General features: G+C 68.6%; 14 protein-coding genes. 9 read left to right on the top strand and 5 right to left on the bottom strand.

Annotation, left to right across the window (positions count from 1 at the left end; all coding sequences use genetic code 11):
• Positions 1 to 44: 44 nt before the first annotated feature.
• The 6 genes from BVIR_RS10730 (at position 45) to BVIR_RS10705 (ending at position 5,119) form a co-directional block, all read left to right on the top strand.
• The gene (locus BVIR_RS10730) at positions 45 to 605 is read left to right on the top strand and encodes a TetR/AcrR family transcriptional regulator (RefSeq protein WP_055037655.1); all 561 of its coding nucleotides are present in this window, start codon (positions 45 to 47) and stop codon (positions 603 to 605) included.
• 354 nt (positions 606 to 959) lie between these two features.
• Entirely contained in the window at positions 960 to 1,418 is a 459-nt protein-coding gene (locus BVIR_RS10725; RefSeq protein ID WP_055037654.1) for a PaaI family thioesterase, read from the top strand.
• A 169-nt stretch (positions 1,419 to 1,587) separates the two neighbouring features.
• Positions 1,588 to 2,052: a 50S ribosomal protein L13 gene (rplM, locus tag BVIR_RS10720; protein ID WP_055037653.1), complete on the top strand. Its 465-nt coding sequence runs from the start codon at positions 1,588 to 1,590 to the stop codon at positions 2,050 to 2,052.
• 2 nt (positions 2,053 to 2,054) lie between these two features.
• On the top strand, positions 2,055 to 2,534 hold the full coding sequence (rpsI, locus tag BVIR_RS10715) for a 30S ribosomal protein S9 (protein ID WP_055037652.1): 480 nt from the start codon (positions 2,055 to 2,057) through the stop codon (positions 2,532 to 2,534).
• A 288-nt stretch (positions 2,535 to 2,822) separates the two neighbouring features.
• Positions 2,823 to 4,073: a carboxylate--amine ligase gene (locus tag BVIR_RS10710; protein ID WP_236823595.1), complete on the top strand. Its 1,251-nt coding sequence runs from the start codon at positions 2,823 to 2,825 to the stop codon at positions 4,071 to 4,073.
• Positions 4,070 to 5,119: a polysaccharide deacetylase family protein gene (locus BVIR_RS10705; RefSeq protein WP_055037650.1), complete on the top strand. Its 1,050-nt coding sequence runs from the start codon at positions 4,070 to 4,072 to the stop codon at positions 5,117 to 5,119. The genes BVIR_RS10710 and BVIR_RS10705 overlap by 4 nt, the downstream gene beginning before the upstream one ends.
• A gap of 103 nt (positions 5,120 to 5,222) precedes the next feature.
• On the opposite strand, the gene BVIR_RS10700 is transcribed toward BVIR_RS10705, so the two are convergent.
• The 4 genes from BVIR_RS10700 to BVIR_RS10685 form a co-directional block, all read right to left on the bottom strand.
• Positions 5,223 to 7,229 (bottom strand): methyl-accepting chemotaxis protein, encoded by a 2,007-nt coding sequence (locus BVIR_RS10700; protein ID WP_055037649.1) that lies wholly within the window; start codon positions 7,227 to 7,229, stop codon positions 5,223 to 5,225.
• A 609-nt stretch (positions 7,230 to 7,838) separates the two neighbouring features.
• Positions 7,839 to 8,549 (bottom strand): phosphatidylserine decarboxylase, encoded by a 711-nt coding sequence (locus BVIR_RS10695; RefSeq protein WP_055038830.1) that lies wholly within the window; start codon positions 8,547 to 8,549, stop codon positions 7,839 to 7,841.
• 204 nt (positions 8,550 to 8,753) lie between these two features.
• Entirely contained in the window at positions 8,754 to 10,703 is a 1,950-nt protein-coding gene (locus tag BVIR_RS10690; RefSeq protein WP_236823594.1) for an ABCB family ABC transporter ATP-binding protein/permease, read from the bottom strand.
• Positions 10,703 to 11,071, bottom strand: a complete 369-nt coding sequence (locus BVIR_RS10685) for an ArsR/SmtB family transcription factor (RefSeq protein WP_082417003.1) — start codon at positions 11,069 to 11,071, stop codon at positions 10,703 to 10,705. The genes BVIR_RS10690 and BVIR_RS10685 overlap by 1 nt, the downstream gene beginning before the upstream one ends.
• Positions 11,072 to 11,256: 185 nt before the next feature.
• On the opposite strand from BVIR_RS10685, the gene pssA reads away from it, so the two are divergent.
• Positions 11,257 to 12,174 carry a CDP-diacylglycerol--serine O-phosphatidyltransferase gene (gene pssA / locus BVIR_RS10680; RefSeq protein ID WP_055037647.1) on the top strand — a complete coding sequence of 306 codons (918 nt, stop codon included), beginning with the start codon at positions 11,257 to 11,259 and terminating at the stop codon, positions 12,172 to 12,174.
• Positions 12,175 to 12,258: 84 nt separating this feature from the next.
• Here pssA and BVIR_RS10675 read toward each other — a convergent pair whose 3' ends face one another.
• Positions 12,259 to 12,852 carry a biliverdin-producing heme oxygenase gene (locus tag BVIR_RS10675; protein WP_055037646.1) on the bottom strand — a complete coding sequence of 198 codons (594 nt, stop codon included), beginning with the start codon at positions 12,850 to 12,852 and terminating at the stop codon, positions 12,259 to 12,261.
• A gap of 289 nt (positions 12,853 to 13,141) precedes the next feature.
• Between BVIR_RS10675 and BVIR_RS10670 the strand changes: the two genes are divergently transcribed.
• Complete coding sequence (locus BVIR_RS10670) at positions 13,142 to 13,744, top strand: RDD family protein (RefSeq protein WP_082417001.1); 603 nt, start codon at positions 13,142 to 13,144, stop codon at positions 13,742 to 13,744.
• A 300-nt stretch (positions 13,745 to 14,044) separates the two neighbouring features.
• The gene (locus BVIR_RS10665; RefSeq protein WP_055037645.1) at positions 14,045 to 14,797 is read left to right on the top strand and encodes an arginyltransferase; all 753 of its coding nucleotides are present in this window, start codon (positions 14,045 to 14,047) and stop codon (positions 14,795 to 14,797) included.
• The last annotated feature ends 192 nt before the right edge of the window (positions 14,798 to 14,989 follow it).

Genomic DNA, 14,989 nt, shown 5'->3' with positions numbered 1-14,989 from the left:
GTTAGCGCCGATGGTGGTTTCGTTGGTGGAGAGTGGGGCGTGACATGAGTGTGAGAGAGCCGGTGCGTCCCGGCGGGCGTAGTGCCAGGGTCCAGGCCTCTGTGCATGCGGCGGTGCGCGACCTTCTGGCGGAGGTCGGCCGCGCCGAACTGACCATCCCGGTGATCGCGGAGCGCGCCGGGGTGACACCTTCGACGATCTACCGCCGCTGGGGCGACTTGCAGGAGCTGCTCGGCGACGTCGCGGTCGAGCGGCTAAGGCCGGATGCCGAGCCGGCAGACACCGGTACGCTGCGCGGCGATCTCGACGCTTGGCTGGAGCAATATGCCGAGGAGATGTCGTCGGAACCGGGTCAAGCGATGATCCGCGACGTGCTGGCCTGCAACCTCGATCCCACCAAATCCTGCCGCTGTCGGGACTATCTGCGCGACCAGCTCGCGGTGATCGCCGCCCGTGCCGCCACTCGCAGCGAGGTGGCGCCCGACGTTGATGTTCTCATCGATCGCATAGTCGCGCCGGTGCTCTACCGCATTCTGTTCGATATCGAGCCGCCGACGCCAGTCTATTGCCGGCGCCTCGTCGCGGCGGCACTGGAGGCGCGCTGATCCCACGGGGCAGGGAGGATGAACCGTGGCAGAGCCGGATGGCACCTCAGAGGCGCCCCGCATGACCACCACCGAGTTCCATGCCTTCCTGGACCTCGGAATTTCCCCAGGCGTTCGAGCGCCGCCAGCATCGCCTCCGACAGGCTGTTGCGGCTCGCTGGCCGCGACAGCGTGAGGACCTCGATCGCGCCGTCGCGGGTGCGGCTGAGCGGCGGTGCGGGCGGGGCGGAGCGTTCGACATCGGCCATGGCAGGGGATCCTTGAAGCACGCCGCCGGCCCTTGTGCCCGGCGTCCAAACCGTGATTTTAAGCAGAACCCGTGGCGTGGCACGAGTCCGGGCCGGAGGAACGACGATGCAAGCGCTCGGAGTCACCGAGATCGACGAGCCCGCCCGGATGACGACGGCGGAACTCCAGGCCTTCCTGGAACTGGAGTTTCCTCAGGCGTTCGAGCGCGGCGGCGACATCCTGCTCGAAGACAGCGGCTACGGCTACGCCAAGGTCCGGCTCAGGCACGCCGACAAGCATCTGCGGCCGGGCGACACGCTGTCCGGCCCGTCGATGATGCTGCTGGCCGATACCGCGATCTATGTCGCGCTGCTGGCCGCGATCGGCCCGGTGTCGCTGGCGGTCACCATCAATTTCAACATCAACTTCCTGCGGCGGCCGACCCGCCGCGACCTCATCGCCGAATGCCGGCTGATCAAGATCGGCAAGCGCCTCGCCGTCGGCGACATCGGCATCCGCTCGGACGGGCGCGATGAGCTGGTCGCCCACGCCACCGCGACCTATTCGATACCGCCGGCGAAATGAGCACCTTATTCGCGGGTATCTAAGTACCTATTTCGCAAGTCATTATTTTCAAACGGAAATTTGCCGCATTGAAGCGTTGACCGCCGCGCTTGGCTCCTCTACAAGGCGGCCTAGTCGCGGCCCGCGCTCTGCCGGCGGCCCCGCGCCCGTTTTCAACTCGGGACTTGCCATGAAAACCTATTCGGCCAAGGCCGCCGATATCGACAAGAAGTGGGTGGTGATCGACGCCGCCGGGCTCGTTGTCGGCCGGCTCGCCACCATCATCGCGATGCACCTCAAGGGCAAGCATCTGCCGACCTACACCCCGCACATGGACTGCGGCGACAACATCATCGTCGTCAATGCCGAGAAGGTGGTGTTCACCGGTCGCAAGCTCGACCAGAAGGTCTACTACCACCACACCGGTTATCCCGGCGGCATCAAGGAACGCTCGGCCAAGTCGATCATTGCCGGCAAGTTCCCGGAGCGCATCCTGGAAAAGGCGGTCGAGCGCATGCTCGCGCGCGGCCCGCTCGGCCGCAAGCTGATGGGCAACCTGCGCGTCTACAAGGGCCCGAGCCACCCGCACGAGGCCCAGCAGCCGGTGAAGCTGGATATTGCCGCCATGAACCGCAAGAACGTGAGGAGCGCCTGACGATGGCCGAGGTTCTGCAGTCCCTCGAAGACCTCCAGGGCGTGAAGGGCAGCGTCGCCGCTGAGGCGCCGCGCTACGAGAAGAAGGTCGATGCCCAGGGCCGCGCCTATGCCACCGGCAAGCGCAAGAACGCGGTCGCCCGCGTTTGGATCAAGCCCGGCTCCGGCAAGATCGTCGTCAACGACCGCGTGCTCGATGTCTACTTCGCGCGCCCGGTGCTGCGGATGATGATCCAGCAGCCCTTCCAGGTCGCCAGCCGTGCCGACCAGTACGACGTGATGTGCACCGTCTCCGGCGGCGGCCTGTCCGGCCAGGCCGGCGCGCTGCGCCACGGCATCTCCAAGGCGCTGACCTACTTCGAGCCGGAGCTGCGCGCCGTGCTGAAGAAGGGCGGCTTCCTGACCCGCGACTCCCGCGTGGTCGAGCGCAAGAAGTACGGCCGCGCGAAAGCCCGCCGCAGCTTCCAGTTCTCGAAGCGCTGATCTGCGGCCAACCCGCACCGACGTTCAAAGGCCGGGCTCACGCCCGGCCTTTTTGCTGCGCCGTGCCGGCGGCCGGTGCGCTCTCGGTTTCGAGCGTCTCCGCAAACGTCGATAGCGGTTTTGCGGCAGAGAGCTGCGCGCCGGATTGCAGGCCAGATTGCACCGGAGCAATGCCGGGGCCTCGACGCCCGGCTGGATTCTTCACGAATCTACGCCATGTTGTGCAGACGGGAGCGCTCGGCACCTCGACAGCGCTGTGTCGCCTCGGCCGGTCCGGAGAGCATGGTCTTGCTGCGGCCTGAGCACGGCAGTTGTTCCGACACATGTCCGGGCGTCGTCATCTTGGGCGGCGCCCACGGCACCTTGGCGCTCGCCCGCAGCCTTGGCAGCCGCGGCGTGCCGGTGTTTTACGTCAGCAACGACTCGCCGCTGCCGGGATGGTCGCGCTTCGTCCGGCGCCGCTTCCGCTGGCCCGGCGCCGCCAGCGAGCGGGCGGTTGACGCTCTGCTGGAGCTGGCCCGGCGCGAAGGCTTGGCGGGCGCGCTGCTGGTTGCCGGCGGCGACGCCGAGGTTCGGCTGGTGTCGCGGGCGCTGCCGGAGCTGTCGGCGGCCTACCGGATCATGCTGCCATCGTGGGACGCGCTGAAATGGGTGTGCGACAAGCCCTTCCTCTATCGCCGCGCCCGCGAGCTCGGCCTTGCCATTCCGCAGACCTATGAGATTGCCTCGCTTGGCCATGCGGAGGCGCTGGAGCTGACGTTTCCGGTGGTGCTGAAGCCGCATATGGGCGGCGTTGGTGGCGCGTTCGTGGCGGCCAAGGTGGTGCGCGCCGACGACCGGGCGGCGTTTCTGGCCGCCTATGCGACGGCGGCCGGCGAGATCGGCGGCGACAACGTCGTGGTCCAGGAGATGATTCCGGGTGGCGGGGAGAGCCAGTTCTCCTACGCCGCGCTGTGGCGCGACGGCGAGCCGGTCGCCGAGTTCACCGCCCGCCGCGCCCGCCAGTATCCGGTGGAATTCGGCTTCACCAGCACGCTGGTGGAGGTGGTCGAGGAGCCGCAGGTGGTCGCTGCCGCTCGCGGCGTGCTCGGCTCGGTCCGCTTCAGCGGGCTGGTCGAGGTCGAGTTCAAGCGCGACCGTCGCGACGGCTCGCTCAAGCTGCTCGACGTCAATCCGCGGCCGTGGTCATGGTTCGGCCTCGCCGCTGCGGCCGGTGTCGACCTCGGCGCGATGCTGTGGGCGGCGGCCAACGGCCGCGAGGCGGCGGCGGCGGTGGCGCGGCCGGGCACCGCCTGGGTGTTTCTGGTGCGCGACGTCGTCGCGGCGTTCCAGACCATCGCGAGCGGCCGGCTGCGGGTCGCCGACTATGTCGCGTCGCTCGCCAGGGTGCGCGCGGAGGCGACCTTCGCCGTCCGCGATCCGGTGCCGGCGCTGTTCGACGTGCCGGTGACGGCGTGGCGGGTGCTGGCCCGGCGGGTGCTCCCGCGCCTTTCAACATGGTTCAAGAAAAGCCCGGTTCCGGACGTGTCGTCGCGATGAGTGCTCTTCAATCGGCCAAACGCGTCCTGAAATACCAGATCATCCGCGTCGGGCTCGAGGCGGTTGCGCTGTCCCGCCTCGGCCGGCTGATGCCGGCGGCGGCCGGCCGGGGCGTGGTGTTCACGCTCCACCACGTGCGGCCGGAAACGCCGTCCAGGTTCGACCCCAACGCCATTCTCGCGGTGACGCCGGCGTTTCTCGAACAGGCGATCGGCGTGGCGCTGACGCATGGCCTGACGGCGGTTCATCTCCACGACCTGCCGGCGCTGCTGGCCGATCCCGCCGAGACGCGCAAGTTCGTCGCCTTCACGCTCGATGACGGCTACCGCAACAATGCCGAGTTCGCCGCGCCGGTGTTCCGGAAATTCGGCGTGCCCTACACCATCTTCGTCACCTCCGGCTTCACCGCCCGCATCCGCACCATCTGGTGGGAGACCGCCGCCGCGCTGGCCGGCAACGGCCGGTCGTTCCGGTTCGATTTCGGCGCCGGCGCCGAGGTGGTGACCACCGCCACCGTGGCCGAGAGGTTTGCCGCGTTCGAGCGGTTGGCGCGCTTGGTCCAGTCGATCGACGAGGACGAGGCGGTGCGGCGCCTCGACCGGGCCGCCGCCGCCCACGGCATTGATGCCGACGCCATCGTTGCGGATCTGGTGATGGCGGAGGACGAGCTGCGCGCGCTTGCCGCCGACCCGCTGGTGCATTTCGGCGCCCATACCGTGACGCACGTCAATCTGAAGCGCGTCACCGCGGCGCGCCTAGAGGAGGAGATCGCGGACTCGACGCGCGCGGTCGAGGCGATGGTCGGCCGCCGGCCGCGGTCGTTCTCCTATCCCTATGGCTGGTCCAGCGCGGTCGGCGACCGCGAAATCGCCGCGACCGCCAGTGCCGGCTTCGCGGTGGCGGTGACCACCCAGCCCGGCGTGCTGCCGCTGGGCCCGCTCGAGCGGCCGACCGGTCTCCACCGCGTCTCGCTCAACGGCTATTACCAGAAGCCGCGTTATGTCGAGGCGCTGATCTCCGGCATTCCGTTCCGGCTGATGGCGTAGCGGCTGAGGACGCCGGGGCCGGCGGCATGGCCGGGCCAAGGCCCGGCCATGGATGGTTCGGCGAGGTTGTTTCCGATCACGGCGTGATCATCGGGAAACCGGATCAGGCCGCCCGCACCATGGCGAGGAACTTGGTGACCTCGGCCTTGAGCACGCCGGACTGCATCGCCAGCTCGCCCGCCGACGCCAGCACCTGGGTGGAGGCCGCCGACGATTCCGACGCCGCCCGCGTCACCCCGACGATGTTGCTCGACACCTCGGCGGTGCCGCTCGACGCCTGCTGGACGTTGCGGGCAATTTCGGTCGTCGCGGCACCCTGCTGCTCCACCGCGGAAGCGATGGTGGTGGCGATCTCGTTCATCTGGCGGATGATCTCGGTGATCTGGCCGATGGCGGTGGCCGATTCCGCGGTCGAGGACTGGATCTCCTCGATCTGCGCCGAGATTTCCGCGGTCGCCTTGGCGGTCTGGTCGGCCAGCGACTTGACCTCCGAGGCCACCACCGCAAAGCCGCGGCCGGCGTCGCCCGCCCGTGCCGCCTCGATGGTGGCGTTGAGGGCGAGCAGGTTGGTCTGGCCGGCGATGGTCGAAATCAGCCCGACGATGTCGCCGATCTTCTGCGCCGCCTGCGACAGCCGGGCGACCTTGCCGGCGGTGGCGTCGGCGTCCTTGGCCGCCTCGGCGGCGATGCGGGCGGATTCGTTGACCCGCCGGCCGATCTCCGACACCGACGCCGACAGCTCCTCGGCCGCCGAGGCCACGGTCTGGACGTTGGAGGTGGCTTCCTCCGACGCCGCCGCGACCGCGCTCGACTGGTGGTTGGTCTCATCGGCGGCCGCCGACATGGTCTGCGCTGCGCCCTGCAACTGGGTCGCCGCGCTCGACACCGCGCCGATGATGCCGCCGACCGCGCTCTCGAACGAGGTGGCGAGCTCGTGCATCGCCTGCTTCTTCTCGGCCTCGGCGCGGGCTTCGGCTTCCAGGCGCTCGGCGTCGAGCAGGTCCATCCGCACCAGATTGTCCTTGAACACCTGGGCGGCACGGGCGGTGTCGCCGACCTCGTCGCCGCGCCGGGTGAAGGGGATGTCGACGGTCTTGTCGCCGTTCGCCAGCCGTTCGAGCACGGCGGCGATGCGGCGAACCGGATTGCCGACGCCGACGAAGCCGAACACTGCCGCGCCGAGCATCGCCGCAACGGCGAGGGCGCCGAGGGTGAGGCCGCTGGTCTCGGCTTTGGCGATGGCGGTCTCGACGCCGTCGGTCAGGGCGACATTCTGGCGGTTGGCGGTGTCGGTGAACTCGGCGAGCAGCTTGCCAAGCTCCGCCCGCACCGGCTCGGCGCTGCCATTGGCGGAGTTGCGCGCCGCCACCGCGTCCATGGCGCTGCTCATGGCGGTGGGAAAGCGGGTGACGAGGCCGGCAAGCTTGGTGATGAGGGCGGAGGCGTTCGACACGCTGTCGCCGAGTTCCTTCAGGATCGGCGAGGAGTCCGCCACCACCCGCGCCACCTTGGCCTTCTGCTGGACGTCCTCGCTGGCGTGGAACGCCCAGATCGCCGCGCGCGCCTCGGAGGCGTGGCCGTCCAGCCGCTCGACCAGCACCAGAAGGTCGGCCGAGCGCTCCTGAACCGCCGCGCGCAGCTTGGCGATGGTTTCGTCCCAGTTCGCGCCGAGTTCGACCAGGCGCTGGCGGGCCTGCTGGCGGCGGCCTTCGGCCTGCAGCGCCTCGTTCAGGTACAAGGCGTAGGAGGCGGCGAGGTCGCGCGCCTTGGTGGCCTTGGCCTTGTCGGCGTCGTTCGAGGTCTGCGCGGCGATGACCTCGAACCGGCCGGTGAGGGCCTTGCCGGTGTCGTCGCCGGCTTTGATGGCGCGGTCGAGCGCCTCGGGCGTGGTCGCCAGCCGGGCGTCGCGGAAGGCGATGCGGGCGTCGCGCCAGTCCATCTGCGCCCGCAGCGCCGCCTCGAACATGGCGGTGTTGCCGGTGAGCGACACCGCGGCGTGGTGGATCGAGTCGGTCGCGAACCGCGACAACGCCACCAGCGCCAGCACCAGCACGATGCCGAGCCCGGCGCTGACGCTGAGCTTCTGCCCGATCTTCAGATTGAGTTTCATGACCTGTCGTGTCCCTCGCGGCGTGCGCCGTCGCCGGAGAGCCGCAAGGTACCGGCCCGGTCCGTGACGAAGGCGACAATCGTCGCTGAGGCTAGCCGACCGGACGTAACGGGAATGTGTATCGCGATGGTTAAGCGATGGTTAATCCTAACGATTTGCTCAGAGCGCGAGGAATTCGGCCAGTCGGGGACGGGTTTCGACAGTGGAGATGGCTGCCGGTTATTTCATCGCAATTTGGCTGCCTCTTAGGCAGCCTGAACGCGCCGTCGTCCCGGACAAGCGGCGAAGCCGCGCGATCGGACCCATGATCCGCGAGGCTCGCCGTCGTCCGCATTGCCCCTAGTTGCGCGGCATCGCTCGCGCTGCCGTTGCCGGAAACGTCGCGGATCATGGGTTCGGAGTCTCAGCTTCGCTTCGCCCGGAACCACCGGCGGTTTCATGTTCGGCGGGTCGATTGTTCCGGTGGCCAACTGATACGAAATCCGGCCGATCAGGCCGCGCCCTTTGGGTCAAAGCGGCGTGGCCGGCGCCGGTGCGAGCGGGCCAAATGACAATGGCCGGGACGATGCCCGGCCATTGCGAACGTCGGTAGAGAGCCGCGCGCCGGCGTCAGCTCACCCGGAAGGTGGTGTCGCGGACCAGGCCAGGCTGGACGGTGAGGTCGGCGATCGGGGTCTCGCCGGCCGTGGTGGTCTGGCCCTCGCCGATCAGCACGCGGGCGCCCGGCGGCAGGTAGACGTCGACGCGCGAGCCGAACCGGATCATGCCGAAGCGCTCGCCGGTGCCGATCTGCTCGCCTTCCTTGACCCAGCACACGATGCGTCGCGCCACCAGCCCGGCGATCTGCACCACGCCGATGATGGCGCCGCTCGGGGTCTTGACCACGATGCCGTTGCGCTCGTTGTCCTCGCTGGCCTTGTCGAGGTCGGCGTTGAGGAAGGCGCCGGGTTTGTAGGCGACACGCTCGATGCGCCCTGAGATCGGCGCTCGGTTCACGTGGCAGTTGAACACGTTCATGAAGATGGCGACGCGGGTGCGCGGTGCGTCGCCGATGTCGAGCTCGCGCGGCGGCACCGCATTGACGATGCGCTGCACCACGCCGTCGGCCGGCGCCACCAGCAGGCCCTCGCGCACTGGCGTCACCCGCTTGGGGTCGCGGAAGAAGGCAAAGCACCAGATGGTGAGGCCGAAGCCGATCCAGCCCAGGCTGGTCGACATCCAGAACAGACCGAGCGTGACGATACCGAACACCGCGACGAACGGAATACCTTCGCGATTGATGCCGGGGATGGATTTGCGCAGCGAGGCGACGACGGACATGAGCGAGGCGGGCTCCGGCAATGTGACCATGGTGCGTCTTGTTCGCGATCCGTCAAAGCACCGCAAGAGGCTTCGCAGCGGATCGAGGCATCCGGAGGGCCGGACGATCATGAAATGACCGAACGCCCCTTTCGTTGCGCACCTTCTAGCGGGATTCGGCGACGGCGGCGACCGGATCGCCGCGAACGCCCGCGACGCCGCAGGTTACATCGCAGCGGGCTGGACGCCGGGCTTGGAGATCAGCCCCTCGGCGGCGGCGTGGGCGAGGGTCTCGCGGGCGGCGGCGGCCTCCTTCTGGCGGTTCCACATGCCGGCGTAGAAGCCGCTCCTGGCCAGCAGCTCGACGTGGGTGCCGCGCTCGATGATGCGGCCCTCACTCAGCACGATGATCTCGTCGGCGGCGACCACCGTCGACAGCCGGTGGGCGATGACGATGGTGGTGCGGTTCTTGGACACCCGCTCGAGCGCCTCCTGGATTTCGCTCTCGGTGTAGCTGTCGAGTGCGGAGGTCGCCTCGTCCAGCACCAGGATCGGCGGCGCCTTCAGGATGGTGCGGGCGATGGCGACGCGCTGCTTCTCGCCGCCGGACAGCTTGAGGCCGCGCTCGCCGACCTCGGTGTCGTAGCCGTCCGGGGTCGAGCGGATGAAGTCGTCGATCTGCGCCAGCGCCGCCGCCGCCTCGATCTCGGCGTCGCTGGCCTCCCAGCGGCCGTAACGGATATTGTAACGCACGGTGTCGTTGAACAGCACGGTGTCCTGCGGAACCATGCCGATGGCGGCGCGCAGGCTGGTCTGGCTGACGGAGCGGATGTCCTGGCCGTCGATGGTGATGCGGCCGCCCGAGACGTCGTAGAACCGGAACAGCAGCCGCGACAGCGTCGACTTGCCGGCACCGGACGGGCCGACCACCGCCACGGTGCGGCCGGCCGGCACGGTGAAGTCGACGCCCTTGAGGATCGGCCGCTCCGGATCGTAGGCGAACACCACGTTCTCGAACCGCACCGTGCCCTCGCTCACCTCGAGCGCCTTGGCGTCGGGCTGGTCGACGATCTCGGCCGGCCGGTCGAGAATGCCGAACATGGTCTCGATGTCGATCACCGCCTGCTTGATCTCGCGATAGACCATGCCCATGAAGTTGAGCGGCTGGTAGAGCTGGATCATGATGGCGTTGATCATCACGAAATCGCCGACCGAGTTGCGCCCGGCTTTGATGTCCAGCGCACACAGCGCCATCATCGCCGTCAGGCCCATGGTGAAGATCACGGCCTGGCCTGAATTGAGCACGGCGAGCGAGGTATAGGTCTGGATGCTGGCGGTCTCGTAGCGCTCCATCGAGCGGTCGTAACGCTGGGTCTCGCGCCCCTCGGCGCAAAAATACTTCACCGTCTCGTAGTTGAGCAGCGAATCGACCGCCTTGGTGTTGGCCTCGGTGTCGCTCTGGTTCATCCGGGCGCGGATGGCGATGCGCCATTCGGTGGCGACGAAGGTGAACCACATGTAGAGCACCACCGTGACCAGGATGATCGCCACGTAGCGCCAGTCGAACTGCCACAGCATCACCACGAGGATCAGCATGAGCTCGATCACGGTCGGGGCGAGCTGCAGCATCACCATGCGAACGATGGTCTCGATGCCTTCGCGGCCGCGCTCCAGCACGCGGGTCAGGCCGCCGGTCTTGCGCTCGAGGTGGAAGCGCAGCGACAGCGCGTGCATATGCTGGAAGGTGATCAGCGCCAGCCGCCGCACCGCGTTCATGGCGACCTTGGCGAACAGGCCGTCGCGCCATTGCGTCAGCAGCGCCATCACGATGCGGCTGAGGCCGTACGCCAGCGTCAGCGCCAGCGGCGCCGCCAGCACCCAGGCCAGCCACGATTCGTCCTTCGGCCCGGCAGCGGTGAGCGCGTCGGTCGCCCACTTGAAGGTGAACGGCACCACCAGCGTCACCAGCTTGGCCGCGGTCAGCAGCACCAGGGCGTAGAGCACCCGGCGCTTCAGGTCGTCGCGGTCGGATGGCCAGATGTAGGGCCACAGATTGACCACGGTCGCGAGCAGCGCCCCGCGCTCCGCCGAAACGGTCGGCCGCCCGTTCGGCGGCCGATGTGGCGATTGCGGCCCCGAAGCGGGCGGCGCGGCATAGTCGGCAGGTCGCATCATCAATCCGTCAGCGCCGGTCCCGGGTCCGGCTGGTTTGCGGCGGTGGCCGCGGCGGGGAGGGAGAGCGGGCCGTCCGCAGCGCCGAGTTCGGCGAACAGATCGGCGAGGGCGGCGGCGAGATCGGCGATGGCGTCGGGGTCGAGGCCGTAGCAGGAGCGCGGCCCGTCGATTCGGCCCCGCACCAGCCCGGCTTCCTTCAGCACCTTGAGGTGCTGCGACACCGTCGATTGTGCCAGCGGCGTCAACTCGACCAACTCGCCGCACAGGCAGGTGCCGCGCTTGGCCAGCGCCCGCAGGATCGCCAGTCGAGTCGGATGGGCGAGCGCGCGCAACTGGTCGGCGCGGCGGCAATCGTCGTGCTTCAGCATGGCCGACTTGGGAGCAAGGTCCTTTGAGGGGCGCTGCCGGCGCCTTTATCGTCAAATGACGATATAGAGCCCGCGCCGCCGCGGGGCAATACGCCGTTGCCGCAGCGCTGTCCCGGCTGGCGCGCAGGGCGCAATCGGGGGTCGGGCGTCTGGCGTTCGCGAAGGGGCCGGCCTATGGTCCGGCCATGCCGCGCTTCTTTCGTTCGTTCGATTCCAAACGCCGGCAGGCGCCGCTCGACCGCCTTCGCCGCATTCCGCTTCGCCTGCTCGCGCCCAATCTGGTGACGCTGTTCACGGTTGGGCTGGGGCTCACCGCCATTCGCATGGCGGCCGACGGCCGCTTCGAGTGGGCGACCGGCGCCATCGTCGCAGCAGCGGTGCTCGACGGGGTCGACGGCCGGCTCGCCCGCTGGCTCAAGGGCACCTCGCGGTTCGGCGCCGAGCTCGACAGCCTGGCCGACTTCGTCAATTTCGGCGTGGCGCCGGCGCTGATCCTCTATTTCTGGGGGCTGCACGACCTCAAGAACGTCGGCTGGATCGCCGGCCTGCTGTTCGCCATCGCCGCGGCGCTGCGCCTTGCGCGCTTCAACGTCATGCTGGAGGATCCCAACCGGCCGGCGTGGCAGGGCGACTTCTTCATCGGCGTGCCGGCCCCGGCCGGCGCCATCGTGGTGATGCTGCCGATGTATTTCGCCTTCCTCGGCCTGCCGCACGGCATCGTGGTCCACACGCTGGCGATGGTGCTCACCGTGGCGGTCGGCATCTTGATGGTGTCGCAGGTGCCGACGCTGTCCGGCAAGAAGGCAACCGCCAAGGTCCCGCGGGAATGGGTGCTGCCGCTGCTGGTCGCGCTGGTGCTGATCGTGGCGCTGCTGGTCAGCTTCCCGTGGGAGGTGCTGATCGTGGTGACGCTCGGCTATCTCGCCATGCTGCCCTACGGCTTCAAGCTCTACCACCGGCTGGAAGCCAAGCACGGCGCCCATGCCGACGGCGCCCATTCCGATGTCGCCCATGCCGACGGCAGTCAGGCCGCCGCCGGCGCCGAGGTGCTGCCGCCGACCGCGGGCGGCGTCGAGAATGGCCGGGCGACCCGGCTGAACTGACCGCGACATCGACCCGGAACGATGTCCCGGGTCTCGCCGTGCGCGGGACGGAGCCAGGGCTTCGCCGGTGCCCAATTGGTGGCGTCAGGTTTCGTCCGCCAACCCCGCCGCCTCGAACAGCGCGGTGACGCGGGCGAAGGCGGCGAACGCGCCGGCGGTGACGCGGGCGTCCTCCTCCGGCGTCAGCGTTGCGGCGTCGAGCGCGTCGGTGAAGCGGTGCCAGTGCTTGCCGCGGCCCTCCGGGTGGCCGCGCATGTGGCGGGCGCCGAAGCTGTCGTCGAACCCGATCTTGGCGGTTTCCTTGAGCAGGAATGGCGAGCCGAGGTCGGCACCTTCGGCAACGTAGAGCCAGCCCAGCGCGGTGGGCGGGTCGATGGCGCCGGCGAACACCGGCGCCTCGGCCGCCGGCAGCGCGATGTTGAGGTCGCGGACGTCCTGCTCGGCCAGTGCCAGCCGGCGGCGCTCGGCGAGATCGGGCACCACGGCGCCAAGCGCGCCATCGCCATAGAGCGCGTCGATGTCGCGGAAGAACCCGAGCTGCATCCGCAGAAAGCGGCCGTAGCGCCCGGCATCCCGGAACGGCGCGCCTGCCATGATGCGAGCGTCGAGCGCGCGGTGAACGGCGTCGGTCTCGGCCTGCAGCCGGCGCCAGCGCGACAGGGGGGTGGGCGATGTCATGGTTCAGTTCCCTTGCGGATGCTGCCGTCATAGCCGGTGGGCGGGCGGCGGAAAACCCGGCCGGTGCCGGGCCGGGCGAGGGAACCGGCCGCCGTTGCAGAAATTGAACGCATCCATGGCCGATCCGGCGCAACCCCGCTCGGGCGCGCGGCAACTAGAAAGGACCGATGGTGCGACCATGCTCTGACCAAGCCCGCGAATTGACGCGATCGGCTGTCACGATCAACTCGGTGAAGATTTTCTCGATGCAGACGGCCGGTGCCGGGCGGCGCCCGCCGCGGAGACCTTGATGCCCCTTTTGCCGGACCATTCCGAACCGTCAGGACCCGTTCGCCGCCGCAGCGACCGCGGCAATCGTCCCGATCGCGCCCGCCCGCTCGGCACCCCGCCGGCGCACGATTTCAATCGGCCGCACGCCTATAAGCCCGAGGCCGAGCCCGAGCTGTTCGCCGGCGTGCTGCAACGCCGGTTCGGCGCCTTTCTGGTCGACGCCTGCATCATTATTGCCCCCATTGTCGCGCTGTCGCTGGTGTTCACCGTGTTCGGCGTGTTGACGTTGGGGCTCGGCTTCGTGCTGCTGTGGCTGCTCGGCCCGATCGCGGTGGGATGGGCGCTGTTTTATACCGCGATGACGCTGGGCGGGCCGTTTTCCGCCACTGTCGGCATGCGGATGAACGGGCTGGAGATGCGCACCTGGTATGGCGCCAAGGTCTATCCGCTGCTCGCCTGCGTTCATCTGATCGCGCTCTATATTTCGGTGTCGGCGCTGACGCCGCTGGTGCTGGCGGTGGGTCTGTTCAACGGCCGCCGGCGGCTGCTGCACGATTTCATCTGCGGCATGGTGATGATCAATACGGTGCCGCGCTCGATGGAACTGGTGATCCGCCGTTGAGCTGCCGTAAAGTCGCTGCGGCCGGCGGCGCGATGAAGCGTTTGACCTCGCCAAACTCTCAGGCATGCTAACGAATCTTCAGCGATGCGAAGTTCGGACGATCGCGTCGCGATCCCGGACCAGATTTCGCCGAACACCCGTGTTCGAAGGCGGGGTTTTCGGCAACCGGACGACGACGCGCCGGCCTTGATGCCGGTTTCGGATGCGTCCAATTCGCCGACGCCGTGCCGCCTGCCGCGCTTCTGGCGCAAATCGACGTCGTGTTGCGACCCTTGCTTGTGGTTCGATCGGTGAGCCTCCGTGACTCAGCAGCCCCGCGATACCCCGCAATTCTATCTGACCGCGCCGACCACCTGCCCCTATCTGCCGGGCAAGGAGGAACGCAAGGTGTTCACGCATCTGGTCGGAGACCGCGCCGCCGCGCTCAATGACATGCTGACCCACGGCGGCTTCCGCCGCTCGCAGTCGATCGCCTACCGCCCGGCCTGCGAGCTGTGCCGCGCCTGCGTGTCGGTGCGGGTGGTGGTGGACGACTTCGTGCCCACCGCCAGCCAGAAGCGGGCGATGCGCCGCAATGCCGACGTGGTGGGAGACGTGCGGGGGGCGGTGCCGACGGCGGAGCAGTATTCGCTGTTTCGCAGCTACCTCGACGCCCGCCACCCCAATGGCGGCATGGCCGACATGAGCGTGCTCGACTACGCCATGATGATCGAGGACAGCCACGTCCGCACCCGGCTGATCGAATACCGCCGCCGCGGCCCCGACACCGCCATCAATGGCCGCGGCACCGGCCAGCTGCTTGGCGTCTGCCTCACCGACGTGCTCTCCGACGGGCTGTCGATGGTCTATTCGTTCTACGATCCCGGCGAGAGCCAGCGCTCGCTCGGCGGCTTCATCATCCTCGACCACATCGCCAAGGCCCGCCGCCTCAGCCTGCCTTACGTCTATCTCGGCTATTGGGTCGATGGCTCGCGCAAGATGGACTACAAGCGCCACTTCAACCCGCAGCAGCGGCTGGGGCCGGAGGGTTGGGAGGGCGTGGAGACGGCGTGACCGCGCCGTTCCGGGCACCTGATCGGACGCAAGCAGCGCCGCGTGTTGCGCCCTGCGCGTTCTTCCTGCGGACGTCCCGGCACTGGGCGTGCGCCTTGACCGGGATGACGAAGCTCAGGTCGTCGTCCCGGGCAAGCACCGCAGGTGCGCGACCCGGGACCGTTTTCCGCAAGGGGTACCTTTTCCTGAAGA

It is taken from the genome of Blastochloris viridis (genome assembly GCF_001402875.1).
Taxonomy (GTDB): Bacteria; Pseudomonadota; Alphaproteobacteria; order Rhizobiales; family Xanthobacteraceae; genus Blastochloris; species Blastochloris viridis.
Note: the sequence above shows the minus strand (reverse complement) of the source record. Positions and strands in the feature narration are given on the sequence as shown.

What these genes read in the sequence shown, in the direction of transcription:
- rpsI (WP_055037652.1), top strand. Translation starts at nt 2,055, where the DNA reads ATGGCCGAGGTTCTGCAGTCCCTCGAAGACCTCCAGGGCGTGAAGGGC.
- BVIR_RS10670 (WP_082417001.1), top strand. Translation starts at nt 13,142, where the DNA reads ATGCCCCTTTTGCCGGACCATTCCGAACCGTCAGGACCCGTTCGCCGC.
- BVIR_RS10700 (WP_055037649.1), bottom strand. Translation starts at nt 7,229, where the DNA reads ATGAAACTCAATCTGAAGATCGGGCAGAAGCTCAGCGTCAGCGCCGGG.
- BVIR_RS10690 (WP_236823594.1), bottom strand. Translation starts at nt 10,703, where the DNA reads ATGATGCGACCTGCCGACTATGCCGCGCCGCCCGCTTCGGGGCCGCAA.
- BVIR_RS10675 (WP_055037646.1), bottom strand. Translation starts at nt 12,852, where the DNA reads ATGACATCGCCCACCCCCCTGTCGCGCTGGCGCCGGCTGCAGGCCGAG.
- BVIR_RS10705 (WP_055037650.1), top strand. Translation starts at nt 4,070, where the DNA reads ATGAGTGCTCTTCAATCGGCCAAACGCGTCCTGAAATACCAGATCATC.
- BVIR_RS10695 (WP_055038830.1), bottom strand. Translation starts at nt 8,549, where the DNA reads ATGTCCGTCGTCGCCTCGCTGCGCAAATCCATCCCCGGCATCAATCGC.
- BVIR_RS10725 (WP_055037654.1), top strand. Translation starts at nt 960, where the DNA reads ATGCAAGCGCTCGGAGTCACCGAGATCGACGAGCCCGCCCGGATGACG.
- BVIR_RS10685 (WP_082417003.1), bottom strand. Translation starts at nt 11,071, where the DNA reads ATGCTGAAGCACGACGATTGCCGCCGCGCCGACCAGTTGCGCGCGCTC.
- rplM (WP_055037653.1), top strand. Translation starts at nt 1,588, where the DNA reads ATGAAAACCTATTCGGCCAAGGCCGCCGATATCGACAAGAAGTGGGTG.
- pssA (WP_055037647.1), top strand. Translation starts at nt 11,257, where the DNA reads ATGCCGCGCTTCTTTCGTTCGTTCGATTCCAAACGCCGGCAGGCGCCG.
- BVIR_RS10730 (WP_055037655.1), top strand. Translation starts at nt 45, where the DNA reads ATGAGTGTGAGAGAGCCGGTGCGTCCCGGCGGGCGTAGTGCCAGGGTC.